Origin of the sequence: uncultured Methylovirgula sp., from assembly GCF_947646745.1 — a bacterium.
Taxonomy (GTDB): Bacteria; Pseudomonadota; Alphaproteobacteria; order Rhizobiales; family Beijerinckiaceae; genus Methylovirgula.
On sequence record NZ_CANSHK010000046.1, the window covers coordinates 1 to 25,605 of the forward strand.

At 63.3% G+C, this 25,605-nt stretch carries 24 protein-coding genes and 1 tRNA gene; 11 read left to right on the top strand and 14 right to left on the bottom strand.

The genetic code is table 11. The annotated features are described in order from the left end of the window. Positions 1–244 precede the first annotated feature (244 nt). The gene (locus tag Q0025_RS12810; protein WP_297299741.1) at positions 245–1,564 is read right to left on the bottom strand and encodes a dihydroorotase; all 1,320 of its coding nucleotides are present in this window, start codon (positions 1,562–1,564) and stop codon (positions 245–247) included. A gap of 6 nt (positions 1,565–1,570) precedes the next feature. Beyond that, positions 1,571–2,521, bottom strand: coding sequence for an aspartate carbamoyltransferase catalytic subunit (locus tag Q0025_RS12815; RefSeq protein WP_297299743.1), 951 nt, complete (start codon positions 2,519–2,521; stop codon positions 1,571–1,573). A 265-nt stretch (positions 2,522–2,786) separates the two neighbouring features. Between Q0025_RS12815 and topA the strand changes: the two genes are divergently transcribed. The 6 genes from topA (at position 2,787) to rpmG (ending at position 10,600) form a co-directional block, all read left to right on the top strand. Beyond that, entirely contained in the window at positions 2,787–5,630 is a 2,844-nt protein-coding gene (topA, locus tag Q0025_RS12820; protein ID WP_297299744.1) for a type I DNA topoisomerase, read from the top strand. An 83-nt stretch (positions 5,631–5,713) separates the two neighbouring features. Next, positions 5,714–7,996: a ribonuclease R gene (gene rnr / locus Q0025_RS12825; protein ID WP_297299787.1), complete on the top strand. Its 2,283-nt coding sequence runs from the start codon at positions 5,714–5,716 to the stop codon at positions 7,994–7,996. Between the two features lie 9 nt (positions 7,997–8,005). After that, positions 8,006–8,485 (top strand): DUF983 domain-containing protein, encoded by a 480-nt coding sequence (locus Q0025_RS12830; protein WP_297299746.1) that lies wholly within the window; start codon positions 8,006–8,008, stop codon positions 8,483–8,485. After that, positions 8,478–9,185: an NUDIX hydrolase gene (locus Q0025_RS12835; RefSeq protein WP_297299748.1), complete on the top strand. Its 708-nt coding sequence runs from the start codon at positions 8,478–8,480 to the stop codon at positions 9,183–9,185. Before Q0025_RS12830 ends, Q0025_RS12835 begins: the two co-directional genes overlap by 8 nt. Then, on the top strand, positions 9,182–10,324 hold the full coding sequence (locus Q0025_RS12840) for an MFS transporter (RefSeq protein WP_297299750.1): 1,143 nt from the start codon (positions 9,182–9,184) through the stop codon (positions 10,322–10,324). The genes Q0025_RS12835 and Q0025_RS12840 overlap by 4 nt, the downstream gene beginning before the upstream one ends. 108 nt (positions 10,325–10,432) lie before the next feature. Further along, the gene (gene rpmG / locus Q0025_RS12845) at positions 10,433–10,600 is read left to right on the top strand and encodes a 50S ribosomal protein L33 (protein ID WP_115836423.1); all 168 of its coding nucleotides are present in this window, start codon (positions 10,433–10,435) and stop codon (positions 10,598–10,600) included. 395 nt (positions 10,601–10,995) lie between these two features. Here the strand turns inward: rpmG and Q0025_RS12850 are convergent, their stop codons facing one another. The 3 genes from Q0025_RS12850 to Q0025_RS12860 form a co-directional block, all read right to left on the bottom strand. Beyond that, positions 10,996–12,366, bottom strand: a complete 1,371-nt coding sequence (locus Q0025_RS12850) for a PleD family two-component system response regulator (RefSeq protein ID WP_297299756.1) — start codon at positions 12,364–12,366, stop codon at positions 10,996–10,998. Positions 12,367–12,399: 33 nt separating this feature from the next. Then, a complete protein-coding gene (locus Q0025_RS12855) occupies positions 12,400–12,768 on the bottom strand; it encodes a response regulator (RefSeq protein WP_297299757.1) in 369 nt (122 codons plus the stop codon). A gap of 206 nt (positions 12,769–12,974) precedes the next feature. Then, positions 12,975–13,904, bottom strand: a complete 930-nt coding sequence (locus Q0025_RS12860; RefSeq protein ID WP_297299759.1) for a cell envelope integrity EipB family protein — start codon at positions 13,902–13,904, stop codon at positions 12,975–12,977. Between the two features lie 137 nt (positions 13,905–14,041). Here Q0025_RS12860 and Q0025_RS12865 point away from each other — a divergent pair, with 137 nt between their 5' ends. Both Q0025_RS12865 and Q0025_RS12870 read left to right on the top strand, forming a co-directional pair. Continuing rightward, entirely contained in the window at positions 14,042–14,515 is a 474-nt protein-coding gene (locus tag Q0025_RS12865) for a RidA family protein (RefSeq protein WP_297299761.1), read from the top strand. A gap of 88 nt (positions 14,516–14,603) precedes the next feature. Next, positions 14,604–14,891: a hypothetical protein gene (locus tag Q0025_RS12870; RefSeq protein WP_297299763.1), complete on the top strand. Its 288-nt coding sequence runs from the start codon at positions 14,604–14,606 to the stop codon at positions 14,889–14,891. On the opposite strand, the gene Q0025_RS12875 is transcribed toward Q0025_RS12870, so the two are convergent. Further along, positions 14,885–15,697, bottom strand: coding sequence for a sterol desaturase family protein (locus Q0025_RS12875; protein ID WP_297299765.1), 813 nt, complete (start codon positions 15,695–15,697; stop codon positions 14,885–14,887). The genes Q0025_RS12870 and Q0025_RS12875 overlap by 7 nt on opposite strands. Before the next feature lie 276 nt (positions 15,698–15,973). On the opposite strand from Q0025_RS12875, the gene Q0025_RS12880 reads away from it, so the two are divergent. Both Q0025_RS12880 and Q0025_RS12885 read left to right on the top strand, forming a co-directional pair. Then, the gene (locus tag Q0025_RS12880; RefSeq protein ID WP_297299767.1) at positions 15,974–16,669 is read left to right on the top strand and encodes an orotate phosphoribosyltransferase; all 696 of its coding nucleotides are present in this window, start codon (positions 15,974–15,976) and stop codon (positions 16,667–16,669) included. Between the two features lie 136 nt (positions 16,670–16,805). Further along, positions 16,806–17,375 carry a hypothetical protein gene (locus Q0025_RS12885; RefSeq protein ID WP_297299769.1) on the top strand — a complete coding sequence of 190 codons (570 nt, stop codon included), beginning with the start codon at positions 16,806–16,808 and terminating at the stop codon, positions 17,373–17,375. Positions 17,376–17,385: 10 nt separating this feature from the next. Here the strand turns inward: Q0025_RS12885 and Q0025_RS12890 are convergent, their stop codons facing one another. From Q0025_RS12890 to Q0025_RS12910, 5 genes are all read right to left on the bottom strand, one after another. Continuing rightward, entirely contained in the window at positions 17,386–18,504 is a 1,119-nt protein-coding gene (locus tag Q0025_RS12890; RefSeq protein ID WP_297299771.1) for an L-dopachrome tautomerase-related protein, read from the bottom strand. Between the two features lie 376 nt (positions 18,505–18,880). Further along, the gene (locus tag Q0025_RS12895) at positions 18,881–19,090 is read right to left on the bottom strand and encodes a hypothetical protein (protein WP_297299773.1); all 210 of its coding nucleotides are present in this window, start codon (positions 19,088–19,090) and stop codon (positions 18,881–18,883) included. 161 nt (positions 19,091–19,251) lie between these two features. Beyond that, positions 19,252–19,327, bottom strand: a tRNA-Lys gene (locus Q0025_RS12900). Positions 19,328–19,386: 59 nt separating this feature from the next. Next, positions 19,387–19,632 (bottom strand): DUF1467 family protein, encoded by a 246-nt coding sequence (locus Q0025_RS12905; RefSeq protein WP_297299775.1) that lies wholly within the window; start codon positions 19,630–19,632, stop codon positions 19,387–19,389. Positions 19,633–19,712: 80 nt separating this feature from the next. Continuing rightward, positions 19,713–20,111: a DUF971 domain-containing protein gene (locus tag Q0025_RS12910; RefSeq protein ID WP_297299777.1), complete on the bottom strand. Its 399-nt coding sequence runs from the start codon at positions 20,109–20,111 to the stop codon at positions 19,713–19,715. 59 nt (positions 20,112–20,170) lie between these two features. On the opposite strand from Q0025_RS12910, the gene moaA reads away from it, so the two are divergent. Next, on the top strand, positions 20,171–21,229 hold the full coding sequence (gene moaA, locus Q0025_RS12915; protein WP_297299779.1) for a GTP 3',8-cyclase MoaA: 1,059 nt from the start codon (positions 20,171–20,173) through the stop codon (positions 21,227–21,229). Between the two features lie 106 nt (positions 21,230–21,335). Here the strand turns inward: moaA and Q0025_RS12920 are convergent, their stop codons facing one another. The 3 genes from Q0025_RS12920 to Q0025_RS12930 form a co-directional block, all read right to left on the bottom strand. Continuing rightward, on the bottom strand, positions 21,336–22,430 hold the full coding sequence (locus tag Q0025_RS12920) for an Mrp/NBP35 family ATP-binding protein (RefSeq protein WP_297299780.1): 1,095 nt from the start codon (positions 22,428–22,430) through the stop codon (positions 21,336–21,338). 49 nt (positions 22,431–22,479) lie between these two features. After that, positions 22,480–25,194 (bottom strand): valine--tRNA ligase, encoded by a 2,715-nt coding sequence (locus tag Q0025_RS12925; RefSeq protein WP_297299782.1) that lies wholly within the window; start codon positions 25,192–25,194, stop codon positions 22,480–22,482. A 101-nt stretch (positions 25,195–25,295) separates the two neighbouring features. Continuing rightward, positions 25,296–25,605, bottom strand: a 310-nt coding sequence (locus tag Q0025_RS12930) for a PopZ family protein (protein WP_297299785.1), incomplete at its 5' end; no start/stop codon positions are given.

A 25,605-nucleotide genomic window follows, 5' to 3' on the forward strand; every position in this document is an offset into this window, starting at 1 on the left:
CGAGTTCAGGCTCAAGCGCCGGATCCTTCAGGAATAGTCCTACAATCCCACACATGCCCGTTTCCTCGCTTTTTCTCAGCCCTAAAGTAATTTTCCTATAAAGAAAATAGCAGTCGCCAGAGGAAACTGAAAGGCCAAATTTTCGTTTTTGTCAAAAAAATTGCGTTTGCGGCAATCCGGTGCGCCCTTGCACAAATCCGGCCAGTTAACACGCCGCTTGGTAAAGCGCCGGGGCGCCGCCTGCTCAGCCTTCGCGCCAGACGAGTTCGCCGCCAACCATGGTCAGCTTCACGCGCCCCTGCATCTTCGCTTCGTCGAAGGGCGTGTTCTTGCAGCGCGAATGCAGTGTCGATGGATCGAGCACGAAGGGCTCGTCCGGATCGAAACGGATGAGGTCGGCCGGCGCGCCAATCTCCAGGCGGCCCTGCGGCAGGCCGAGGATTTCGGCGGGCCGCGACGACATGGACGCGAGCAGGCGCGGCAGCGAAATCTCGCCCGCATGGACCAGCCGCAACCCGGCCGAGAGCATGGTCTCCAATCCGATTGCGCCGGGCTCGGCTTCCGTGAAGGGCAGCCGCTTCGTCTCGACATCCTGCGGATTGTGGTCCGAGACGACGACATCGATCAGCCCTTCGGCAAGCGCTTCGACGAGCGCCTGGCGCTCCTCTTCGCGCCGCAAGGGCGGCGCGAGCTTCAAAAAGGTGCGGTAATCGCCGATGTCGTTTTCGTTCAAAGCAAGATGATTGATCGAGGTGCCGCAGGTGATCGGCAGGCCCGCCGCCTTGGCGGCGCGGATCGCCTCGAGCGACAGCGTCGTCGAGACGAGCGTCGCATGATAGCGCGCACGCGTCAGCGCAACGAGGCGGATGTCGCGATCGAGCATGATCGTTTCCGCCTCGCGCGGCACGCCCGGCAGGCCGAGCCGCGTCGCCAGCTCGCCCTCGTTCATCACCCCGTCCGTCGCCAGATCGGGATCTTGCGCGACATGCATGATCAGCGCGTCGAAATCCTTCGCATAGGCCATCACGCGGCGCATAACGCGCGCATTGCGCAGCGATTGCGGCCCGTCGCTGAACGCGACGGCGCCTGCCTCCTTGAGAAGCCCGATCTCGGCGATTTCGGCGCCTTGCAGGCCGCGCGTCAGCGCCGCGACCGGCAAGACGCGGACGAGGCCGGTATCGCGCGCGCGCCGCAACAGGAAGTCGACGACCGCCGGCTCGTCGATCGGCGGATTGGTGTCAGGCCGCGCCAGAATCGTGGTGACGCCGCCCGCCGCCCCGGCCGCAGTGGCGGTCGCAATCGTCTCGCGGTGCTCCGCGCCCGGCTCGCCGACGAAGGCGCACATGTCGATCAGGCCCGGCGCCACGACATCGCCGGCGCAATCGATGATATGGGCATGCGGCGGCAGCGACGCGGCGACGACCGGCGGCCCGAGATCCCGGATGATCCCGTCGATGATGAGGACGCCGCCGCGCTCTTCGCTCTGCCGCACGGGATCGATCAAGCGCGCGTTGGTGAGCGCCAAAGGCTGATGGGCGATCGCACCGGTCGGAGCGTGTTTCATCGCGCCTCACTCATTGGGCAGATGCTCGGCGAGCGCCGCGAGCACGGCCATGCGCACGGCGACGCCCATTTCGACCTGCTCGCGGATCAAGCTTTGCGGCCCGTCAGCAATGTTCGAATCGATCTCGACGCCGCGGTTCATCGGCCCCGGATGCATGACGAGCGCATCCTTCTTGGCGTGGCGCAGCTTGTCGGCGTCAAGGCCGAAGAAGCGGAAATATTCCCGCGACGAGGGCATGAAACCGCCGCTCATCCGCTCCCGCTGCAGCCGCAGCATCATGACGATATCGGCATCGGCAAGCCCGCTCTTCATGTCGCGAAATGCCTCGACGCCCATCCGCTCGATACCGACCGGCATCAAGGTCGAGGGGCCGACGACGCGCACGCGCGCGCCGAGCGCGGATAAGAGAATGATATTGGAGCGGGCGACGCGCGAATGGAGAATGTCGCCGCAGATCGCGACCGTCAGGCCTTCGATACGGCCCTTGTTGCGGCGGATCGTCAGCGCGTCGAGCAGCGCCTGCGTCGGGTGCTCATGTGCGCCGTCGCCGGCGTTGATCACCGCACAATCGACTTTGCGGGCGAGGAGATGCACGGCACCCGCCTGCGCATGGCGCACGACGATAATGTCCGGCCGCATGGCGTTGAGCGTGACCGCCGTATCGATCAGCGTTTCGCCCTTCTTTAGGCTGGACGTCTGCACCGACATGTTCATGACATCGGCGCCGAGGCGCTTGCCGGCGAGCTCGAAGGAGGATTGCGTGCGCGTCGAGGATTCGAAGAAGAGATTGATGAGCGTGCGGCCGCGCAGCGTCGTGCGCTTCTTCTCGATTTGACGGGAGACTTCGACCGCCTCTTCGGCCCGATCGAGAAGAATTAATATATCGTCGGCGGAAAGCCCTTCGATGCCGAGCAAGTGCCGGTGTCGGAATTTTTGATGGGGCCGCGGATCGGACATTAAAGTCGTTCTATAGGGGCGAAGGAGCGGCGTTAGCAAGGGCGCCGGCGAGGGATTTCCCCGCCCTTTTCGACAGGCTGGTTAGCGCCGCTCGCTGCCTTTTTGCGCCGGATGGCCGCCGCCGCCGATTTGACACTTGGGCGTCGCTACCCCATGTTCCGCCCCAACGAGCGGCGGCCCTGAGACGCGCCGGGAGCTCCGTCGGCTTAGCCGGTTTCCGAAAAAATGTAGCGTCTTCAGCCGTTTAGCACGGAGCTACGGATTTATGAATCTCGTCATCGTCGAATCGCCCTCCAAGGCCAAGACGATCAACAAGTACCTTGGGCGTGACTATGAGGTCATCGCTTCCTTCGGCCATGTGCGCGATCTCCCGGCCAAGGACGGCTCGGTCGATCCGGAGCAGGATTTCACCATGCTCTGGCAGGTTGATGCCAAAGCCGCTAAGCGCCTCAACGATATTGCCGCCGCCGCCAAATCCGCCAAAAAGCTGATCCTTGCCACCGACCCCGACCGCGAAGGCGAAGCGATCTCCTGGCACGTCCTCGAAGTCTTGAAGAACAAGCGGGTCCTGAAGGACAAGCCGGTCGAGCGCGTCGTCTTCAATGCGATCACCAAGACCGCCGTGCTCGATGCGATGAAACACCCGCGCCAGATCGACGAGGCGCTCGTCGATTCCTATCTGGCACGCCGCGCGCTCGACTATCTCGTCGGCTTCAACCTGTCGCCGGTGCTGTGGCGCAAATTGCCGGGCGCGCGCTCGGCCGGCCGGGTACAATCGGTCGCGCTGCGGCTCGTCTGCGACCGTGAGCTCGAGATCGAGCAATTCGTCGCGCAGGACTATTGGACGCTGCTCGCGCATTTGAAGACCAAAGCCGGCGCCCCGTTCGTTGCCCGCCTCGTCGGCGCCGACGGCGAGAAGATCGGCCGGCTCGACATTGCGACGGCCGAAGAGGCCGAAGCGCTGAAGACTGCGCTTGAGAACGCCAAATTCTCGGTCGCCAGCGTCGAGTCGCGCCCGGCCAAGCGCCACCCGGCGCCGCCCTTCACCACCTCGACCCTGCAGCAGGAGGCTTCGCGCAAACTGGGCTTCGCCCCGGCGCGGACCATGCAGATCGCGCAGAAACTCTACGAAGGCGTCGAGATCAACGGCGATACAATCGGCCTTATTACTTATATGCGCACCGACGGCGTCGATGTCGCGCCCGAGGCGGTCGCCGCAGCGCGCCGGGTGATCGGCAAGGAATTCGGCGAACGCTATGTGCCAAACGCGCCGCGCAAATATACGGTCAAGGCCAAGAATGCGCAGGAAGCGCATGAGGCGATCCGTCCGACCGACATGGCGCTGCTGCCGGCGCGAATCGGCCGTTCGCTCAACCACGACGAGGCGCGGCTCTACGAGCTGATCTGGACGCGGGCTATTGCGAGCCAGATGGAATCGGCCGATCTCGAGCGCACCACCGTGGAAATTTCCGCAGCCTCGGGGGCAAAGAAACTCGACCTGCGCGCCACCGGGCAGGTGATCCGCTTCGATGGTTTCCTGAAGCTCTATCAGGAAGGCCGCGACGATCCCGACATCGACGACGAATCAAGCCGTCTGCCGCCGATGCAGGCCGGCGATCCCTTGTCCAAGGACAAGATCGAATCGAGCCAGCACCGCACCGAGCCGCCGCCGCGCTTCACCGAGGCGAGCCTCGTCAAGCGCATGGAAGAGCTCGGCATCGGCCGGCCTTCGACCTATGCCTCGACGCTCGCCGTGCTGCGCGACCGCGACTATGTGCGGCTTGAAAAAAAGCGGCTCTATCCCGAGGACAAGGGCCGCGTCGTCACCGCTTTTCTCGAAAGCTTCTTCACCCGCTATGTCGGCTATGACTTCACTGCCGGCCTCGAGGAAAAGCTCGATCTCGTCTCCAATCACGAGATCGACTGGAAACAGGTGCTGCGCGATTTCTGGGCGGATTTCTCCAGCGCGCTGGCGGCCACCAAGGATCTGCGCACGACGCAGGTGCTCGATTCGCTGAACGAATTGCTCGGCCCGCATATTTTCCCGGCGAAGGAGGATGGCTCCAATCCCCGCGCCTGCCCGTCCTGCGGCAGCGGACAATTGTCGCTGAAGCTCGGCAAATTCGGCGCCTTCATCGGCTGTTCGAATTACCCGGAGTGCAAATTCACCCGCACATTGGCCGACACCAACGCCGAAAGCCTTGGCGACAGCGACCGGCCGGGCGTCAAAGTGCTGGGCGAAGACCCCGAGACCGGCGATGAGATCACGTTGCGCGACGGCCGCTTCGGCACCTATGTGCAGCAGGGCGAAGGCGAAAAGCCGAAACGCTCCTCGCTGCCAAAAACCTTGAACGCTGCCGACGTGACGCTCGAACAGGCGCTGGCGCTCTTGAGCCTGCCGCGCCAAGTCGCTGTGCATCCTGAGACCAAGGCGCCGATCGTCGCCGGCATCGGCCGCTACGGGCCCTATGTCCAGCACGGCAAGACCTACGCCAATATCGGCAAGGACGAGGATATACTTTCGATCGGCGGCAATCGCGCCATCGACTTGATCGTCGCCAAGGAGAGCGGCCTTTCCGGCCGCCGCTTCGGCGCACAAGCCGCAAACGCCAGCCGTGACTTGGGCCAACATCCCGAAGGCGGCGCGGTGGTCATCAAGGCGGGCCGCTTCGGCCCCTACGTCAATTGGGGCAAGATCAATGCGACGCTGCCGCGCGACGCCGATCCCACGACTCTGACGCTCGAGGATGCCGTTGCGCTTCTCGCCGCCAAGGCGCAAGGCGGCGGTGGCGGGACGCAGGGCCGCGTGCTGGGCGCGCATCCTTCCGGCGGCGACATCGTTCTGCGCGAAGGCCGCTTCGGTCCCTATGTCAGCCTCGGCAAGGTCAACGCGACCTTGAAGAACGGCCTGACGCCGGAGACGGTGACGCTCGAAGACGCGATCCAGTTGATCGATGCCAAGGGCGGCGCGCCGGCGAAGAAGAAAACCGCGGCCAAAGCCAAGCCGGCAAAGGCCGCGTCGAAGGCGGCACCGAAAAAGGCCGCCGCCAAGAAAGCAACTCCGAAAGCAGCCACCAAGGCGCCGGCGCGAAAGGCCAAAAGCGCGTGATCAGGAAAGCCGGCTCGGCAAAGGCCGGCCCGCCCGGCGCGAACGCCGCGAACAAGAAAGGCGCTCTCCCCTCGCGCGCCGAGATTCTCGCCTTCATCAGCCGCGAGCAAGCAAATAGCCCGGCCAAGATCGGCAAGCGCGAGATTGCCCGCGCCTTTTCCGTCACCGGCGCCGATCGCATAGGATTGAAAAAGATACTCAAGGAACTTGAAGCGGACGGCGCGATCGAACGCCGCCGCAAGCAATTGCACAAGCCCGGCCAATTGCCGGCGGTCGTCCTCGCCGATATCGCGAGCCGCGACCCCGATGGCGAATTGATCGCCCAGCCGGTCGAATGGGACAGCGCCCAGGGACCGATCCCGAAAATTCTCATTCACATCGGCCGCCGCCGGCCAGGCCAAGCGGTGCCCGGCCTCGGCGACCGGGCGCTGGTGCGCACCGAGCTCGCGCGCGAGGCCGGCCCCAATGATCCAGCCTATACCGGCCGGGTCATCAAGCTGTTTGACCGGGTCAAGACGCAAGTGCTCGGCATTTTCCGCGCCGACCCCGCCGGTGGCGGCCGCGTCGTGCCGATCGACAAACGCAATGCGCGCGCCGGCGAATTTACCGTCGCCGAGGCCGGCGATGGCGGCGCAAAGGACGGCGACCTCGTCGCCGTCGATGTTTTGCGCAGCGGCCGGTTCGGCCTGCCCGCCGTGCGCGTGCACGAACGGCTCGGCAGCCTCGCCTCCGAAAAAGCGATGAGCCTCATCGCCATTCACGCCCATAACATTCCCAATGCCTTCAGCGCCGACGCCTTGACCGAAGCCTCGCGCGCCAAGCCGGCGACACTCGCCGGACGCGAGGATTGGCGCGAGATTCCGCTGATCACCATCGATCCCGCCGATGCCAAGGATCATGACGATGCGGTGTTCGCGCATCCAGACCACGATCCGGAAAACCAGGGCGGCCATATCATCTGCGTCGCCATCGCCGATGTTGCGGCCTATGTGCGGCCGGGTTCGGCGCTTGACCGCGATGCGCTCACGCGCGGCAATTCGGTCTATTTCCCCGACCGCGTCGTGCCGATGCTGCCGGAGCGCATCTCCAACGATCTCTGCTCGCTGCGGCCGAACGAAGATCGCGCCGCGATGGCCTTCCGTATCATCATCGCCAAGGACGGCCGCGTTCTGTCGCACAAGACGCATCGGGTGCTGATGCGGTCGGCGGCGAAGCTCACCTATGCGCAGGTGCAGGCGGCCTGGGACGGCTTGCCTGGCGACGAGACACAGGCCCTGATGACGCCGGTGTTGAGGCCGCTGTTCGCCGCCTACGAATCGCTCAAGATCGCGCGTGAACGGCGCAACCCGCTCGATCTCGACCTGCCGGAACGAAAAATCCTGCTCAAACCCGACGGGACCGTCGACCGCGTGATCGTCCCGCCGCGTCTTGAAGCGCATCGGCTGATCGAAGAATTCATGATTCTTGCCAATGTCGCGGCGGCCGAAACGTTGGAAAAAGCCCACCAGGCGCTGATCTATCGTGGGCATGGCGAGCCGACTTTCGAGAAGCTCAATGCGCTCGCCGAATTCCTCGCCTCGATCGGCATCAAAATCGCGAAAGGCCAGGTGCTGACGCCACGTCAGTTCAACGGCATCCTGGCGCAGGTGAAAGGCACCGAACACGAAAACATCGTCAGCGAGGTCGTGCTGCGCACCCAGGCCCAGGCCGAATATGTCGCCGAGAATTACGGCCACTTCGGGCTGCACCTGCGCCGCTACGCGCATTTCACCTCGCCGATCCGCCGTTATGCCGATCTGATCGTGCATCGCGCCTTGATCCGCGCTTCGCATTTCGGCAGCGACGGCCTAGCGGATCTCAGCGGCGAGCAATTGGCGGAGATTGCGGCGCAGATTTCCGCGACCGAACGCCGCGCCATGGCGGCCGAACGCGAGACGGTCGACCGGCTCATTGCTCAATTCCTGAGCGAGCAGATCGGTGCGGTCTTCGAAGGCCGCATTTCCGGCGTCACGGCGGCGGGACTTTTCGTGAAGCTCAGCGAGACGGGCGCCGACGGATTCGTTCCCATTGCCACCGTCGGCGAGGATTATTTCAACTATGACGAGAGCCAGCATGCGTTGATTGGCCGCCGCAGCGGCGTGACGCATCGCCTTGGCGACGAAATTGCGGTCAGACTCGTCGAAGCCGCCCCCTTCGCGGGGGCCCTGCGCTTCGAATTGGTCCGTGGCGGGAGCGCCCGCCCTCTGGCCAGAACCAGCCGCAACGGGAAGCGCGGCTGGCGCCGCGACAACAAGGATGATGGTGCGCGGCCGCGGGGTCCTTTAAAAAAACTGAGGAAGGCCAAAATTAAATCCAATGCTTCCTAGGGTCTCGCCATGGTCGCCAATACCGTAAACCTTTCCGTCTCGCCGCCTCCGAGCCTTAAAACCCTGCCCGAGGACAGTTTGGCCCGGCCGAAGCGGAACGCTTGGCTTGCCATCCGGCGCGGCTTTTTTGGTCATTGCCCGTCCTGCGGCGAAGGCCCGCTTTACACCAAATATCTCAAGGTCACGGACCGCTGCCCAGTCTGCGCGACCGAATTGTTTCATCAGCGGGCCGATGACGCCCCGCCCTATCTGACCATCCTCGTCGTCGGCCACATCATCGGCGCGCTGATGCTGACAGCCGATACGCTGTTTCCTAATTTTCCAGTGCCCTATCAACTCATCCTGTGGCCGGCGCTGACGGTCGCCATGTCGCTGGTGCTTCTGCCGGCCTTCAAAGGCGGCCTCATCGGCTATCAATGGGCCTTGCGGATGCACGGCTTTGATTCCGCGCCCGACGCGTCATCGGCCGGGGCCGTGCCGAATGGCTGATGGCGCGGCGGCGCCGTTGCGCGCCCGCCCCGTTAAGCCAAAAGCTGCCGCCAGTCTCATCCTGCTCGATACAAGCGAAGCGACACCACGCGTCCTGATGGGTCGGCGCAATGCCAATTTGCGCTTCATGCCGGGCAAATTTGTCTTCCCCGGCGGGCGCGTCGAAGCCGACGACGCCGCGATCACAGCGGCCGATTTCCTCTCCTCGGCGGCCGAAGCAAAACTCGCCGCCCATAATCATCAGCGCGCTCCCACGCCCCGCGCGCTGGCGCTTGCGGCCATCCGCGAAACGTTCGAGGAAACCGGCCTCCTGATCGGCGCCAAGACTATCCCTGCGGCGGACGCAGTGCCCGCGGCCTGGCGCGGCTTTGTCGGCCTAGGCTTTTTGCCGAGGATCGGGCATTTGCACTTTCTCGCTCGCGCCGTCACGCCGCCGCATCTGCCGCGTCGGTTCGACACCCGCTTTTTCATCGCCGACGCTGCGACGGTCGCCCATCGCGTCGATGGCATTGCGCATGCCGATGCGGAGCTTGTCGAACTCGCCTGGCTGCCGATCGCCGAGGCGCAACAACTCGATGTCGGCAATATCACCGGAGCGATCTTGCGCGAGGCCGCACAGCATCTTACTGCGGAGCGTGCCGACCGTCCGGTCGCATTCTTCCGCTATCGGAACCGCCGCTTCCTGCGCGACGAATTGTGAGCAAATCCGTCGAAACGCGTGCCGCCCTGATCGGCGCCGCCATCGCGACCGTGACGATTGCCGGCATCGGCCTGTCGCTGTCGGCGACGCTGATCGCCGTGCGGCTGGCCGAGGCGCATTATTCGGCCCGCACGATCGGGCTGCACCCCGCCGCGAGCGGTCTCGTCGGTCTCGCCATCGCGCCCCTTGTGCCTTGGCTCGCGCGGCTGATCGGCATCCGGCCGCTCTTGATCGCGGCACTGCTGCTCGCCGCGGCTTGCCTTGCCGGTCTTGCGTATACAGACGGCTATTGGCCCTGGCTCGCGGTGCGCAGCGTCTACGGCATTGCGCTGACGATCCTCTTCATCCTCGGCGAATTCTGGATCAGCGCCGTGGTCTGGCCAAAGCGGCGCGGCCTGGTCATGGGGATTTACACGACCGCAATTGCGACAGGCTTTGCCGCCGGGCCCTTCGTGCTCGCGGCCATGGGATCAAAGGGCTCTGCGCCGTTTCTGCTCGCCGCGCTGCTCTCGCTCGTTGCAATCCTGCCAATCGGCCTGATCCGGGCGGCAACGCCGGTGTTGAAAAATCCCGAACCGCTGCCGTTTCTCGCCATCCTCCGCGATGCGCCGCCAGCAACCGCCGCAGCCTTGCTCTACGGCGCCATCGAAGCGTCGGCCTTCGCGCTTCTGCCGGTCTTCGCGCTGCGCGAAGGCTGGGGTGCGGCGGCGGCGGCGGCCGCCACGGCGATCTTCGCGCTCGGCAATGCCTTGTTTCAGATCCCGACCGGCTGGGCCGCCGACCGTTTCGGTCGGCGCCGGCTGTTGATCCTCATCGGCGGACTGGGCGCTGCGGGCGCGCTCGTTCTGCCGCTCGCGGCGCGCTCTTACGCCGCCTATGTCGTCCTGCTTTTCGTGTGGAGCGGCATTGTCGGCGGCCTCTATGCCGTCGGCCTGACGCGCCTTGCCAGCCGCTATTCCGATGCCGCGCTGGCACGCGCCAACGCCGCCTATATCCTGCTCTACACCGGCGGAACGCTTGTCGGACCGCCGATTTTCGGCTTCGGTCTCGATCTCGCGCCGGCGGGATTATTCGTCGCTCTGGCCCTCGCGCTGGGCGGCTTTTTCGCGCTCGCCCTGAAGCCCGACGCGCATCCTTGACATTGAGACATCGATCCTTAAGGTGCGCGCCACTTTCGCGCATCGCTATCCGTTTGGCGATCGGAGCCGTCCGGCTCCCGCGACGATCAGCTTTGAAGGACGCCGCCCATGGCCAAGGCCGCAATGATCAAAATCAAGCTCCAGTCCTCGGCGGACACGGGCTATTTTTACGTGACGAAGAAAAACGCCCGCACCAAGACCGAAAAGCTGTCGTTCAAGAAATACGACCCGGTCGCGCGCAAGCACGTCGAATTCAAGGAAACGAAGATCAAGTAGAGCCCGGCAAAATTCGCGGGCTTTTCAAAGAGATTTCTTTATTTTTTAAAGCAGATTATCGGCACGCCGGCCGCCGCCCTTCGCAACACGAAGCTAGAAGACGAAGGTGGCCGGCGGCAAGTGGATCTCGAGGAGGCCACTCCTAACCACTTGCGCGCCGGCCGACCCTACGGACCCAGGAGATGCGGCGGACCTGAGCACTCCGCAGGGTATCTTATTGAGAAAACTCGCGATCTGCAGCGATCTCTAGATCGGCACCGCCGCGCCGCAACCACCACCGGAAACGAGGTTAGCGCGCGTCTCGCGAAAAGAAAACTGCTTAATTGTAAGGGCGTCGCGCCTCCGATTATTTACCTAAACAGTGATTCTTTTCGGCGCAACGCTTGCCAACCGAATCAGGCAGCGTCGGCCGAAACCCGGTTGCGGCCATTGGATTTCGAGCGATAGAGCGCCCGATCGGCGCGGCGGAAGAGCCCGTCTGGCAGATTATCCATCCCGCGCTCGGCGAGGCCGATCGAGACGGTAATGCCGATGGCGGTGCCGCTCTCATCGACGATAAACCGCTCTTGTCCGATCTCGGCGCGGACCCGCTCGGCGATCCGCGCCGCGACGTCCATATTCGTATCCGGCATGACGACAACGAATTCCTCGCCGCCGAGACGGCAGAGCATGTCGGGAATCCGGATTACCTTGCGGACGCGCTTGGCGAAGCCCTTGAGGATTTTATCGCCCGCCTCGTGCCCATAGGTGTCGTTGACGCCCTTGAAGTGATCGATGTCGAGAATCATCAGCGACAGGGGCCGCGCGCAGTCGGCGGCCTGCGCGACGAGCGTCGAAAGATGCATCTCGAAATAACGGCGGTTGTTGAGCCCCGTCAAAGAATCGACCACGGCCAGTTCGAGCGAAGCCTGCACGTTGTCGCGCAGCTTCTCGGCATAGCGTTTGCGCCGCAGATTGGTGCGAACGCGAGCAAGCAGTTCATTGCTGTCGAGCGGCCGCATCAGGAAATCGTTGACGCCGAGGTCGAGCGCGCGCAGCACCCGCGTCCGGTCTTCCATTTCGGCGAGGCAAAGGATCGGCAATTGCCGCGTGCGATCCTGCGAGCGGATTTGGCTGCACAGGCGCAACGCGTCGAAACCTTGAAGGCCGAGGCTGACGATCACCATGTCATAGCTGCCGCCGAGCGCTTTCGCGGCGCCGTCATGCGGGTCGGCTGCGACCTCGACCAGATATTTGTCGCGCAGCGCAAAGACAGTCTGCGCGGCGGAGGCGGCGCGGTCGTCGACAAGCAGGATCCGCCCGCCGAGGCCTTCTTCAGCGAGAGCCGTTGTAAACGGATCGGGCATGCCGAGCGCCACCGCCGTCGAGGCGCGGCTACGCAGATCGTCGAGCACGACTTTCAGCCGAGCCAGCGAGCGTACCCGCGCCACCAGTGCGATCTCGTCGATCGGCTTCGTCAGAAAATCGTCGGCACCGGCTTCGAGGCCCTTGACGCGGTCGCTCGGCTGATCCAGCGCCGTTACCATGATGACCGGCAGATGCATCGTCGACGGATTCTTCTTGATCCGCCGGCAGACCTCGAAGCCATCCATGCCAGGCATCATCACGTCGAGCAGAAGCAGGTCGCAGTCTTCGCGCGCGCAAACCGCCAGGGCATCCGTCCCATTCGTCGCCGTCGTCACGTCGAAATATTCCGCCGTGAGTCTCGCTTCGAGAAGCTTCACGTTCGGTAAAATATCATCGACGACGAGAATCTTGGCAGTCATCTTCTTGAAACTCTTCCCCCCTGCCGGCGCGCGTTACTCGGCGATGTAATTGCGTACAGTCTCCAGGAATTTCACGACCGAGATCGGCTTCGACAAATAAGCTTCGCAACCGCCCTGACGAATCTTCTCCTCATCGCCCTTCATCGCAAAGGCGGTGATGGCGATGACCGGAATATGGCGCAGGTTCTCGTCGTCCTTGATCCATTGAGTCACTTGCAGACCGGAGACCTCCGGCAGCTGGATATCCATCAAAATGAGATCGGGATGATGCGTGCGGGCGAGCTCGACCGCTTCCACGCCGCTTCTCGTCTGCACCGTCCTATAGCCGTGGGCCTCAAGAAGGTCGTTGAAAAGCTTCATGTTAAGCTCGTTGTCTTCGACGATCAGAACACTCTTTTGCATCTTCTGGACCTATTGGCTGGAGGGCGCCGAGCGTCCCGGCCGCGAGGCCCAAGCCTGGACGTAACGGCTAGCAGATAGAAATTTACGAAATGAAAACCTGATCGCAGAAACAGCGGAGGAAGTCGCCGCGCTCGGAATACGTGCAACGCAAAAAGCCCGGCGCGGCAAAGAGATAGGCCGATTTTACGAGCCGGGTGAGGAATAGGTTATTTCGTGCAGGGCGGCGTCGGCAGCAGTTTCAAGCTCTTCATTTCGCCAGCGAGAACGAAATCGCCGTAATCGAGCCGCAAGGCACGGGAAATGCCGTTTTCGTAAAGATCGAAGGACAACGTGTAATTCGGCGCCTCGTCTTTGCGGCCGTCGTCGAAATAGCTGATCGTCACCGGCCAGCGGCGCATATGTTCGAGCATTGGAATTTGCGCCGCGGCCTCCGGTGCCGGTGCATCGATTGGGTGGCCGATGAACGTCGTCGTATCGTAGATCTTCTCGCCGGTATCCGAACCGTCATAGACCCTGACTTCAAGCGTGTTTTCGCCGGCTTTGGCTGCGGCGAGGATGTATTTGATGTGCTCGGTCGGAAACAGAACATCGTGGCCGAACGCGAGTTGTTCCGGTTTCGGCTTGACGAGATCGACGCCGACGGCACCGCGCTTCAATCGCTCGGCGCGACCGTCTACCTGATCCGACGGTTCGTCATCGACGATGGTTTCCATTTTGAATGAAAAGCTCTTGCCGCCGCCGTCTTCGAACGTGGCCGAATGCATGTCGGAAATACGCGTCGGCCCTTCCGCCGGCTGCAACTCGGTCAACTGACGGAAATTCTGGACATAGCCGTCGCAGGCCGAACCGGAGAAATCAAAGGCGATGCGGCCGCGCGCGCCGGTCGGGCTTTTGGTGCCGACCGCTTTGAGAAGGGAGAGGTCATAGACGGCGCGATGCGACGCGAGCGGGATCGTATCGACGACGCCCTGCAGCGAGGCCGGCGTCGCTTGCAGAACGCCGACCGGGTTGGCCGCCGAGACCGAGGAGGATGCCAGGCCCGAACATGCCAGGCCAAAAAGTGAGGCCGCTGCCAAAAGCCCTGCCTGCCGCAGGCCCGGCGTTCCGGCTGCAGCCTTGAGGGGGAATTTGACCATGAATCAACGCTCCTTGCGCTGCGCCGCCCGCAATGAAAGTGTTAGAATGCGGCGACACGGCTGGCAATAAAAATGCTAAAGCCCGCCGTCTCTCCTGCCGCAAGGCATTAATTCCCATCATCACATGGAGTTTTGGCGTGGGCGCTATCGAAGATCGTTTGAAAAGCCTCAACATCGACCTGCCTGCCGCGGCGGCGCCCGTCGCCAATTATGTTCCCGCCGTCATTTCCGGCAACTGGCTGATCATCTCCGGCCAGCTCGCTCTCGGTGCCGACGGCAAGCTCGATCCGAGCCATACGGGCAAGATCGGCGCCGCCGTCTCCGTCGAAGCGGGCCGCGCGGCGGCCCGGCGCTGCGCCATCAACGTCCTGGCGCAGGCGAAGGCGGCTTTGGGCGATCTCGACCGGATCCGTCGCTGTGTCCGGCTCGGCGGCTTCATGAATGTCGCGCCCGGCTATTCGCAAATGCCGCCGATCATGAACGGCGCATCCGATCTCATCGTCGAAGTTCTCGGTGACGCCGGCCGTCATGCCCGCTCGACGATCGGGGTCGCCGAATTGCCGCTCGATAGCGCGGTCGAAGTCGAAGCCCTGTTTGAAATCGTGCCTTAACCAAAGACGCAAACCACGATTTGAGCCTTGGCTTGCCGGCCATTGCAGGCGCGCGCAAGGATTGCGCAACCATTATGAGGTTGTCGCAATGTTAAAGACACTCGTTCTCGCTTCTCTCGTTGCCGCGGTGCTTGCGGGCCCCGCGGCGGCGCTCAGCCGCGACTATTACGGCCAGTATCACACCTATTGGCGGCACTGGCGGCCTTATCCGAATTATGTGGCGGGCCTGCCCTATGGCTGGCCGATGATCGCCTATTCGCGCGTCTATACGTATGTTCCGGGCCTGCCGTGTCCGGCGCCCGTCAATGTCTATTACATTCCGCAGACCGAGCCGCGCTACAACGTCCCGCCCTATGCGGTGATCGCGCCCTACTGAACGCGGCTCTCGCGCGCCGGGCGCATGCGCTGGCGCTCTTCGACCTTGTCCCAGCGCGTCGCGAAAACCGTATCGCAAAGGCCGGGGCTGCCGAAGCCGTCGCTGAAACTCACGATGCCGCGCGTATGATGCTGGCCATGCGCATGGCTGGTAATAAGCGTCTCGATCAGACGGCCGAGCCAGGGCACGGATTTATAAAAACGCGTCTGCCGCAGCGGCGCGGCGAAATCATAGCCCGAATGTTCGTAGAGGCCGCCGAAGGCGCCGGCGCCGGCAACAAACAGATGAAAGAAAATGTCGCTGCCGCCGCCGCCCAAGATCACGAGCGGCAGAAGATAGGGCAGCACAATCTCGAGGAAGAAATCGGCCGGCGCCATATAGAGCGCGCTGATCGCCTTGCTCGCGCCGGTCGTATGATGCACCGAATGGCCGAGGACGCGCAGCAGACGCGGATGATGCAGCAGATAACGATGCGTCACATATTGCACGATGTCGTGGCCGACGGCCATGCCGATCAGCATGGCCAGAAAGCGCCAGACGCCGAGATGCGCCGGGCCGGTGAACGCGAGGCCGAGCCATTGCACCAGAACCATTGCTGGCAGAAGAATGAACACCTGATTGATCAGGGCGCGCGGCAGGAGCTGGCGGTAGGTCAAGCGATCGGCGCGGCGGACCTTGCACGCGCCGAGGAGGCCGGTGCGGTCGCAATATTCGAACGCATAGCCGAGGCCGTGGAACACCACCATGATGACGATCCAGGTGAGGACCGAAAGCGGCAACCAGGCCGGCAGTGAAGCATCCGTCATGCGGTTTTTCCCATTTGCGGCGCGCCGCGTTCTGCTCCTATGGCCGCTTGGCAGCCGCAGAGCAAGCCGTCAATGGCGTCTTCCCGGGCACCGCGCCATCACGAATGATTTTCGACTGAAACACTTTGGAATCATCATGATCCGGCGCAAGTTTTGTCAAGTTTCGCGCCACGCCGGGAAGCGGCCGGCCGATATGTCTGGAAATCGCCGGTCCGGGGTTGACGCTCCGCCCGGCAAAGGCGAGGGAAATTGAGTTATTTTGGAATGGATCGAGCCATGTCCCACGCCCCAACCGAAAAGCAACGCATCGCCCGCCAGGCCGCGCGGCTGCTGCTCGAAGTGGCGGCTATATCGGTCAATACCGACAAGCCGTTCATCTTCACCTCGGGCTGGGCGAGTCCGGTCTACACCGACATGCGCAAGATTATCTCCTATCCGCGGCTGCGGCGGACCTTGACGCAATTCGCCGCCGAGACGATCACCGCCGAGATCGGCTGCGAGAGCCTCGACATCATTGCTGGCGGCGAAACCGCCGGCATTCCCTTTGCTGCTTGGCTCGCCGACCGGCTGATGCTGCCGATGCAATATATTCGCAAGAAGCCCAAGGGCTTCGGCCGGCAGGCTCAGATCGAAGGCAATGTCGTCGACAATGCCCGCGCCCTGCTGGTCGAGGACCTCGCCACCGATGGTCGCAGCAAGGTCAATTTCTGCGAAGCGCTGCGCAATGCCGGCCAGCGCTGCGACCATGCCTTCGTCTTTTTCTTCTACGATATTTTCCCCCAGGCGCGCCAACTCATGCGGGAGATTCACGTCGATCTGCATTACCTCGTGACTTGGTGGGACGTGCTCGACGTCGCCAAAACGGAGGCTTATTTCCCGCCGGCTGTCTTGCGCGAAGTGGAGACGTTCCTGAACGAACCGGCCGCCTGGTCGGCAGCCCATGGCGGTATTGCGGAATTCAACCCGGCTTGAGGCTTCGCGCCGCACCTTTGGCGCCACAGCCTGGGTGAATTTTTCACCTGCCGCCATTTGGGTTCGCTCTTGCCCAGGTCTTGACGCAATATTTGCTTTCACTTCTTGCATCGCAAGCAAGTTTGGCGCCTCCGTCATGACGGAATCTTCGAAAATCATTGGGCTTTTCGGCCCCGGTCTTACGCAGCGCGGGATCATGCTCTCGGGCAGTCTCGCTTTGGCCGGGATGGTTTTGGCTTTCGCCCCGGTTCTGCCCCGGCCGAGCCTCTGGCAAATGTTCGAGGCGCCGGCCGGCGCCCCCGCCGCGGCGGAGGCGAATTCACCCTGGGCCGGTCATCTCGAAAGCCCCGGCGCGGTGACGGCTGCATCTGGCTCGAGCCAGAAGCTGACCTCGGCCTCGTATACGACGGGCTTCAATGTCGCGGCGGCCGAGCCTCTGCCGGCTGTTGCGCCGGTGAAAGCCGTGGCCGCTCCTGATTCCAATGTCTGTCCGAACGGTCTGAACTGCGCCTTCCGGCCGAAACCCGGCGCTGCGCGGCCGCAAGTCGCTGCGCTAAACCCACCCGTCCATGCCGTGCATCATCCGGCGGAAAAACCTTCGGCCGGAATCGCCGCCTTCATGCCGCAGATGCCGTCGACCGATACATTGATGAAGCCCTTCACCTTCGTCGCCAACGCCGTCGGCGGCCTCATGCACGGGCTCTGAGCGTTTCGGCTCAGGGATGATCGTTCGCTGGCGGCCCGACACCGATCTGCAGCTTATAGATAAAGACCGGGTAGCCGACCTTCTGACGGCCGCCGGCGAATCCTGCGGTCAAATTGAGCTGCGTCGCCGGAATCCATAAATTGCCGTCGCGATCGATCCACATGGAATGAACCCAGATTAGCCGCGGATCGGTGATGAGCGTCGTAATCTTGCGCTGGGGACTGATCGTCAGAATGCGGCGCTGGTTGGCGTCGCTGAGATAGATCGTGCCATTGGCGTCGATCGCCGTGCCGCCTGTCGTCGGCGTCTCGACCCAATCTTTCTGGACGTGCCGCGCGAGTTCCGCCGGCGGCAGTTTCGGATCGTCGAGATAGCGCGTCTCGATCCGCGCCAGCGGACCCGAAGCCGGCTGGAAATAGAGAGTGCGGCCATCTGGCGAGACTTCGAGCTGGTCGGCGTGGACATGCAACGGCTTGCGATCGGGCGTGCGCAGCAGCTTGCCATCGGCATACATTGGCCGCTTGCCGGTCGTCGAAGCGTCGTTGTCGAGCACGCGCCGCGCCTGCCCGCTGTCGAGATCGAGCACGATCAACGCCGGCGCGCCGGCGTCGGTGATATAGGCCATGTGACCATTGAAACGGATATCGTCGATAAAGCTTTGCGGCGCGACGGCCGGCGCCAGCGAATAGACCCGCGTGAGCGCGTTGGTGGCGAGGTCGAAGCGGAAGATCCGCGCCGCCCCCGCAATGGGCGGCTTGCCAAGGCCCTGCGCGCCGGCGTCGACGATCCACAGCGCCCCATCGGGTCCGATGCGCAAGGCGCTGACGTGGACAAAGGCCTTGTCCAAGGCATGCCCCGGCGTCCAGCTATTCCACGCCAGATCGGGATAGGCTTTGCCCTGCCCGTCCGGGGCCAATTCCTCGACTTCGGCGCCGGGGCCTTCGACGTCGGCAAAACCGACAAAGGTGCGGCCGCCATTGGTCCTGGCGACCGCGTTCCAGATCCGATTGGATTGGAACACAGGCTGAAGCCGCGAATCCTGCTTGGTCGGCAGACGCGCTGCCAAGAGCTGTACAATGGCGAGCGACGCGGCGACGACGGCCCAAAAGAGATAGACACGGCTGCGCATCTTCGCGTCCCAGTTTCGAGCGGTCCAAGCCGCCGGCAGGCGCTCTCGAATAGAACAAAGCCCGCCGTTTCCGCAATCCGGCTCGATAGCGCCGGGCACAGGCTAAGTCGCGGCGATTTGAAGTAAAATTCGGGGCAGACGCTGCGAGGGAGCCGGAGACGGCCAAACGCGAACGGCCCCTTGCACGAAGGCGGATTTTTTCAGAGGGGATGGAACTCCGCCGCCGCCGCTGCGTTACCGAGCCGGTATCGTCGTAACGCGTAACCTGCGTACCTTGTCATAGCCCCAAGCAGGCCCCGCTAGGTCATTGCCCCTTCCGACCGGCGGGGCTTTTCGTCGTTCCGCGAAGGCTTTCGCTCCAGGCCGTCTCGGATAATCAGGCGGGGATGATCACCACGAGAAATGCCGCAAAAGCGGCAACGCACCCCGCCGCGGTCCAGCCGGCGGCCTCGGAGATGACCCAGGCGCGATCAGAATTCTGGGTGTCGGGCCTCGTCCTCATGGCAGCATAGGTCAAAAGGCCGGCCCGCACGGCGCAGGCAACCGCGCCCAGGTCAAAGACGAAGAGAAGCCAGTATTTCAGCATAGCAGATCCCCGTTCCCGGGCTCCGGCGCAGCTGAAGAGATAATGCGCAGGTCGAGGACTCGTTCCTGCCGCGATGACCCATCCGGCACAGATCGAACATCAACGCAACGAGCCCACTCGACCAAGGTCGGCGGCCCTAATGAAGTGCCGGATCATCATGGTGGTGAGCGCGATGGGATTCGAACCCATGACCTCCTGATTAAAAGTCAGATGCTCTACCGGCTGAGCTACGCGCTCTCAAGGAAGGTCGCTGCACCTAACCGCATCGGCCGGGCGGGTCAATAGAGGCCCGCGGCTTAAGCCGCGCCCCAACCGCACAGCCGCAGCGTGATCATCAGCCCGCCGAAGACTATGAGCGACACCAGCGTCGTCAGCAGGACCTTCTTCAGAAGCTGTGGGTTGACCGGCGCGCCCGGGTCGGTGCCTTCGACATAGCCGCCCGATTCGCGCTGCGAGCGTATGCCGAGCGGCAGGATGGCAAACAGGACGACGAACCAGATTGTCACAAACATCGGCGCGGCAAGTTCAATTGAAACCGGCATCTCGAACTTTCTGTCTAGGCGGCGCTCTGGCCAATAAAAGCTATATCGGTCTTTGTATAGCTTTCGTTTTCTTCCACGATTTATTTCTCGCCCGGCCGGTCGCGGCTGAGCCCCTTGGCCTTGAGTTCAGCAAGATAATGCGCCCATTTTTCGGTCTGCCGCGCGCCGAGCTCGTAGAGATAATCCCAGGTGTAAATGCCGGTCGTGTGGAGGTCGTCGAAGCTGAGCCGCACCGCATAGCTGCCCACGGGCTCGATCTCGGTCACGGCGACATTCTGCTTGCCGCCCAAAGTCTTGCGTTCGTCGGGCCCATGCCCCTGCACTTCCGCGCTGGGGCTCATCACCCGCAGATATTCAGCCGGTAGATCGAAGCCGCGGCCGTTTTCAAACGTGACCTTCAAGATCCGGCCGGCCTCACTCAGGCGAAGCTCGCGCGGCCATTGCTGCGGCTGCGACGAATGATGCGGCTGCGCTGTCATTGCACCAGGCTTTCTTTGGTCCTATTCACGCTTTTACTTGCCTGGACTATATCAGACGAATGAACCAGTCCTGTACGGATTTAAAGGCCGCTCCGTCGACGCCTCAATCGCAGACGGAAGCGCGGCCGCTCGTCGATCCCTTCGGCCGCGCCATCTCCTATCTGCGGATTTCGGTGACCGACCGCTGCGACTTCCGCTGCGTCTACTGCATGGCGGAAGACATGAGCTTTCTGCCGAAAGCGGATCTTCTCACACTTGAAGAACTCGACCGGCTCTGCAGCGCCTTCATCGCCCGCGGCACGCGCAAGCTGCGGCTCACCGGCGGCGAGCCGCTCGTTCGCCGCAACATCATGCGGCTGTTCGAAGGGCTGGCGCGGCATCTGGAATCCGGCAGCCTCGATGAGCTGACGCTCACGACCAATGGCTCGCGGCTCGGCTTTTTCGCGCCCGAGCTCGCCGCCTGCGGCGTGCGGCGCATCAATGTCTCGCTCGACAGCCGCGAGCCCGAGACATTCAAGGCGATCACCCGGCGCGGCGATCTCGCCCAGGTGCTCAAAGGCATCGACGCGGCGCAGAACGCCGGCCTCGACGTCAAGATCAATATGGTCGCGCTGAAGGGCGTCAACGAGGCCGAGATCGTTCCGATGATCCGCTGGGCGCATGCGCGCAATATGGATCTGACGCTCATCGAAGTCATGCCGATGGGCGCCATCGAGCCGGAACGGCTCGACCAATATCTGCCGTTGAGCACCGTGCGCGCTGAGATCGCCAAGCACTTCACCCTGCGCGACCTCGCCTATCGCACCGGCGGCCCGGCCCGTTATGTCGAAGTCGCCGAAACCGGCGGACGGCTCGGCTTCATCACCCCGCTCACGCATAATTTCTGCGAAAGCTGCAACCGCGTCCGCGTCACCTGCACCGGCACGCTCTATATGTGCCTCGGTCAGGAAGACGCGGCCGATTTGCGCACGCCCTTGCGCGCCTCGCCAAGCGACGCATTGCTCCATGCCGCCATCGAAGACGCCATCGCCCGCAAGCCCAAGGGCCATGATTTCAAGATCGACCGCGCCCATAAAGGCCCGGCCGTTCCGCGTCACATGAGCGTGACGGGCGGCTGAGCCTCGGACCGAAAAGTGCGAAGCGGTTTTCGGACAAATCCGATGCGATGAGAAAGACTCAAAAGCGCCGAGCGATTCAATTTGAACGTCCGACGATCGAGTCGCTCTATTCGATGACGATCTTCGGCGCCGGGCGCACCGGCGCGCCCTCTAGGGCCGCCTGCACCTTCGCGGCAATGCCGCGATAGGCCGCGGCATAGACGCTCTCGGGTGCGGCGACGATGATCGGCTCGCCCTCGTCAGAATGCGCGCGGATATCGAGCGCCAGCGGCACCTCTCCCAGGAACGGCACGCCGAGCTTTTCCGCCTCGTGCCGCGCCCCGCCGTGGGCAAAAATGTCGGAGCGGGTGCCGCACTGCGGGCAAAGAAAATAGCTCATGTTTTCGACGACGCCGAGCACCGGCACATTGACCTTGTTGAACATGGCAATGCCGCGGCGTGCGTCGATCAAGGCGAGATCTTGCGGCGTGGAGACGATCACCGCGCCGGCGAGCGCGACGTTCTGCGCCAGCGTCAATTGCGCATCGCCGGTGCCGGGCGGCATATCGACGACGAGACAATCGAGCTCGCCCCAGGCGACGTCGCGCAGCATCTGCTGCACCGCGCCCATCACCATCGGCCCGCGCCAGACGACCGGCTCTTCCTCATCGAGCATGAAGCCGATCGACATGGCCTTCACGCCGAAGGCTTCGAGCGGCTGGATGCGGCGATCGACGACCGACGGCTGCTCATGAATATGCAGCAGCCGCGGCAGCGACGGTCCATAAATATCGAGGTCGAGAATGCCGATGCGCCAGCCGAGCGAGGCGAGGCCAAGCGCCAGATTGACCGCGGTCGTCGATTTGCCGACGCCGCCCTTCCCCGAAGCCACGGCAATGATGCGTTCGACGCCCGGCACAGCGAGGCTGCGCGGCGGCGTCGACGGCCCCGGCCTTCGCGGCGGCGGTGCGGACGCCGGTTTCTGCGCCGTCAGATTGACGAGGACCGAAGCGACGCCCGGCAGGCGCCGCAGCGTCTGTTCGGCAGCAAGGCGCATGCCTTCGAGCGCGGCAGCCTGCTCCGGCGCGACGGAGAGCGAAAGATAGATCTTATCGCCGCGCAGCGTGACCCCGGCGATGGCGCCGGTTTCGGGCAGCGGCGTCTTGCCGTCCGGACCCGCGACCCCCTGGAGTGCGGCGTAAACATCCTGTTCGCTGATCATATGCGTCCGCCTCGCCCTTCCCCCAAAGCTAGTTCCGCTTCGGGCGTCTTCAACCCAATCGCGTCAGCGCCGCACCGAGTTTTTCGGCGCGCGACTGCGCCTCAGCGAGGCGCTCGCGATTTTCTTCCACGACCTCCTCCGGCGCGCGGGCGACGAAATCGGCATTGCCGAGCTTGGCCTCGATCTTTTTCGCCTCGGCGTTCAGCTTCTCGATCTCTTTGGCGAGCCGCGTCTTCTCCGCAGCAAAGTCGATGATCCCTGCGAGCGGCAGCGCCGCCAGCGTGCCGCGCACGATCATCTGCGCCGCCTGCGCCGGTGCCTCGGCAGAAAACGAAATATCGGAAAGCCGCGCCAGCCGCTTGATGATCTCGGCCCAGGTCTCGGCCCGGTGTCTGGCGGATGATTCGGCGCCGACGAGCACGAGCGGGATCTGCGCGCCGGCCGGCACGTTCATTTCCGAACGGACGGAGCGGATTTCGGAAATCAGTTCGACGACGAAACCGATCTCGGCTTCGGCCGCAGGGAAACTGACGCCCTCGAGCACCGGCCAGGGCGCCAAGGCCAGCACCGTTTCGCGCCGCGTATTCCTCCACAATTCTTCGGTGATGAAGGGCATGAACGGATGCAGCAGCTTGACCGCCTGGTCGAGAATGAAGGCGGTCGTCGCCTGCGTCTCGGCCTTGGCGCGTTCGTCGGCGCCCTGCAAAAGAGGCTTGGCGAGTTCGAGATACCAATCGCAGACAATGTTCCAGACGAAGCGATAGGCGGCATTGGCGGCATCGTTGAAGCGATAGGCTTCGATTGCCACGGTCACTTCGAGGATCGCCTTGGCGGCCTCGCCGACGATCCATTGATTGAGCGCGATCGTCGCATCGCGCGGCGTAAAGGCCGAGGCACCGATGCAGCCGTTGATCTCGGCAAAGCGCGCCGCGTTCCAGAGCTTCGTCGCGAAATTGCGATAGCCTTCGACGCGTTGCGTCGAGAGCTTGATGTCGCGGCCCTGCGCCGCCATCGCGGCGAGCGTGAAGCGCAGCGCATCGGCGCCATATTCGTCGATCAGGCCGAGCGGATCGATGACATTGCCCTTCGATTTCGACATTTTGGCGCCCTGCGCGTCGCGGACGAGGGCGTGGATATAGACATCGCCGAAAGGCGCCTCGTGCATGAAATGCAGGCCCATCATCATCATCCGCGCGACCCAGAAGAAGATGATGTCGAAGCCGGTGACGAGCGTATTGGTCGGATAATAACGCTCAAGCGCCGGCGTCTCGTCCGGCCAGCCAAGCGTCGAGAACGGCCAGAGCGCGGAGGAAAACCAAGTGTCGAGCACGTCTTCGTCGCGCAGAAGCGCGATCTCGCGCTGCCCATAATGTTCACGCGCTTGGGCGGCCGCGTCCACATCGCTTTCGGCAACGAAGATTCTGCCATCCGGCCCATACCACGCCGGGATTTGATGGCCCCACCAGAGCTGACGCGAGATGCACCAAGGCTGAATGTTTTCAAGCCATTGGAAATAGGTCTTCGACCAGTTCTCGGGCACGAACTTCGTCTTGCCTTGGCGCACCGCAGCAAGCGCCGGCTCGGCCAGCACTTTCGCATCGACATACCATTGGTCGGTCAGCCGCGGCTCGAGCACGACGCCCGATCGGTCGCCATGCGGGACGGCATGCTGCGTCGGCTCGATCTTGTCGAGCAGGCCGTTCGCTTCCATCATCTCGACGACGATTTTGCGTGCCGTTTCGCGCGATTTGCCTTCGAGTGTACTAAGGATTTCTCCGATCGGATAATCCTGCGGCACGCCCTCGAGGAAGGCAGAATTTCCGTGCAGCGAAATGCGCGCTTCCGCATCCAGCACGTTGATGAGCGGCAGTCCGTGTCGCTTGCCGACCTCGAAATCGTTGAAATCATGCGCCGGCGTGATCTTCACCGCGCCGGTGCCCTTCTCGGGATCGGAATAAGCGTCAGCGATGATCGGGATCAGCCGGCCGACGAGCGGCAGCCGCACCTTCTTTCCAACGAGATCTTTGTAGCGTTCGTCGTCCGGATGAACGGCGACGGCAGTGTCGCCCAGCATCGTCTCCGGCCGCGTCGTCGCGACGACGATATAGGTCGACGGATCGTCCGCGTTGAAGGCTTTGTCGGCCAGCGGATAGCGCAAATGCCAGAGGTGGCCCTTCTCCTCCTTCTGCACGACTTCGAGGTCGGAGATGGCGGTGAGCAGCTTCGGGTCCCAGTTGACGAGGCGCTTGTCCTTATAGATCAGCCCTTCGCGATAGAGCTGCACGAAGACTTTGACGACTGCCCGCGACAGGCCCTCGTCCATCGTGAAGCGCTCGCGCGACCAGTCGCAGGAGGCGCCGAGGCGCTTCAACTGATTGACGATCGCGCCGCCCGATTCTTCCTTCCAGCGCCAGACCTCTTCGAGGAATTTCTCGCGCCCCATGTCGCGGCGGCCTTCTTTGCCGCGCTCCGCCAATTGCCGTTCGACGACCATTTGCGTGGCGATACCGGCGTGATCCGTACCCGGCTGCCAGAGCACGTCCTTGCCGCGCATGCGCTCGAAGCGGCAGAGGATATCCTGCAGCGTATTGTTGAGCGCGTGGCCCATATGCAGCGAGCCGGTGACGTTCGGCGGCGGGATGACGATGGTGAAGGTCTCTGCCCCTGCCCGCTCGGGCCGGCCGGCGCGAAATGCGCCCGCCTCTTCCCACAGCGCCGAAATCCGCCGCTCCACCTGTGCAGGGTCGAAGGTCTTGTCCATCATCCGAAATACCGAAGCCGCCGGCGCCGACGCGCCAGCACGAGCCGCCTAAAAGCCCAAGCGGCGCCGCGAAGTCAACGCGGGGATGAGGGGCGCTCTGGAGATCAGCGGCCGCCGCGCGCGACGCGCTCGATCTCGGCGCGGACAAGCCGCTCGACCAAAATCGGCAGATTGTCGTCGAGCCAGGCCTTGAGCATCGGCTTCAGCACTTCGCGCACCATCTCGCCCAAGAGGTCGTTCGATTGCAGAAAGCGGCTCGCGATCAGCGTATTGAAGGCGTTCGCCACCATGGCGTCGGTGGCTGGGGATACGAGCGCTTCCTCTGCCGCCGGTTGCGGCAAGGGCGCCGACCGCGGCCCCGGCGCGATGCGACGCGCGTTCTCGCGCCGTTCGGGCGGCGGCGATTCGGCGTTG

What these genes read in the sequence shown, in the direction of transcription:
- Q0025_RS12810 (WP_297299741.1), bottom strand. Translation starts at nt 1,564, where the DNA reads ATGAAACACGCTCCGACCGGTGCGATCGCCCATCAGCCTTTGGCGCTC.
- Q0025_RS12815 (WP_297299743.1), bottom strand. Translation starts at nt 2,521, where the DNA reads ATGTCCGATCCGCGGCCCCATCAAAAATTCCGACACCGGCACTTGCTC.
- topA (WP_297299744.1), top strand. Translation starts at nt 2,787, where the DNA reads ATGAATCTCGTCATCGTCGAATCGCCCTCCAAGGCCAAGACGATCAAC.
- Q0025_RS12830 (WP_297299746.1), top strand. Translation starts at nt 8,006, where the DNA reads ATGGTCGCCAATACCGTAAACCTTTCCGTCTCGCCGCCTCCGAGCCTT.
- Q0025_RS12835 (WP_297299748.1), top strand. Translation starts at nt 8,478, where the DNA reads ATGGCTGATGGCGCGGCGGCGCCGTTGCGCGCCCGCCCCGTTAAGCCA.
- rpmG (WP_115836423.1), top strand. Translation starts at nt 10,433, where the DNA reads ATGGCCAAGGCCGCAATGATCAAAATCAAGCTCCAGTCCTCGGCGGAC.
- Q0025_RS12850 (WP_297299756.1), bottom strand. Translation starts at nt 12,366, where the DNA reads ATGACTGCCAAGATTCTCGTCGTCGATGATATTTTACCGAACGTGAAG.
- Q0025_RS12855 (WP_297299757.1), bottom strand. Translation starts at nt 12,768, where the DNA reads ATGCAAAAGAGTGTTCTGATCGTCGAAGACAACGAGCTTAACATGAAG.
- Q0025_RS12860 (WP_297299759.1), bottom strand. Translation starts at nt 13,904, where the DNA reads ATGGTCAAATTCCCCCTCAAGGCTGCAGCCGGAACGCCGGGCCTGCGG.
- Q0025_RS12870 (WP_297299763.1), top strand. Translation starts at nt 14,604, where the DNA reads ATGTTAAAGACACTCGTTCTCGCTTCTCTCGTTGCCGCGGTGCTTGCG.
- Q0025_RS12875 (WP_297299765.1), bottom strand. Translation starts at nt 15,697, where the DNA reads ATGACGGATGCTTCACTGCCGGCCTGGTTGCCGCTTTCGGTCCTCACC.
- Q0025_RS12880 (WP_297299767.1), top strand. Translation starts at nt 15,974, where the DNA reads ATGTCCCACGCCCCAACCGAAAAGCAACGCATCGCCCGCCAGGCCGCG.
- Q0025_RS12885 (WP_297299769.1), top strand. Translation starts at nt 16,806, where the DNA reads ATGACGGAATCTTCGAAAATCATTGGGCTTTTCGGCCCCGGTCTTACG.
- Q0025_RS12890 (WP_297299771.1), bottom strand. Translation starts at nt 18,504, where the DNA reads ATGCGCAGCCGTGTCTATCTCTTTTGGGCCGTCGTCGCCGCGTCGCTC.
- Q0025_RS12895 (WP_297299773.1), bottom strand. Translation starts at nt 19,090, where the DNA reads ATGCTGAAATACTGGCTTCTCTTCGTCTTTGACCTGGGCGCGGTTGCC.
- Q0025_RS12905 (WP_297299775.1), bottom strand. Translation starts at nt 19,632, where the DNA reads ATGCCGGTTTCAATTGAACTTGCCGCGCCGATGTTTGTGACAATCTGG.
- Q0025_RS12910 (WP_297299777.1), bottom strand. Translation starts at nt 20,111, where the DNA reads ATGACAGCGCAGCCGCATCATTCGTCGCAGCCGCAGCAATGGCCGCGC.
- moaA (WP_297299779.1), top strand. Translation starts at nt 20,171, where the DNA reads ATGAACCAGTCCTGTACGGATTTAAAGGCCGCTCCGTCGACGCCTCAA.
- Q0025_RS12920 (WP_297299780.1), bottom strand. Translation starts at nt 22,430, where the DNA reads ATGATCAGCGAACAGGATGTTTACGCCGCACTCCAGGGGGTCGCGGGT.
- Q0025_RS12925 (WP_297299782.1), bottom strand. Translation starts at nt 25,194, where the DNA reads ATGATGGACAAGACCTTCGACCCTGCACAGGTGGAGCGGCGGATTTCG.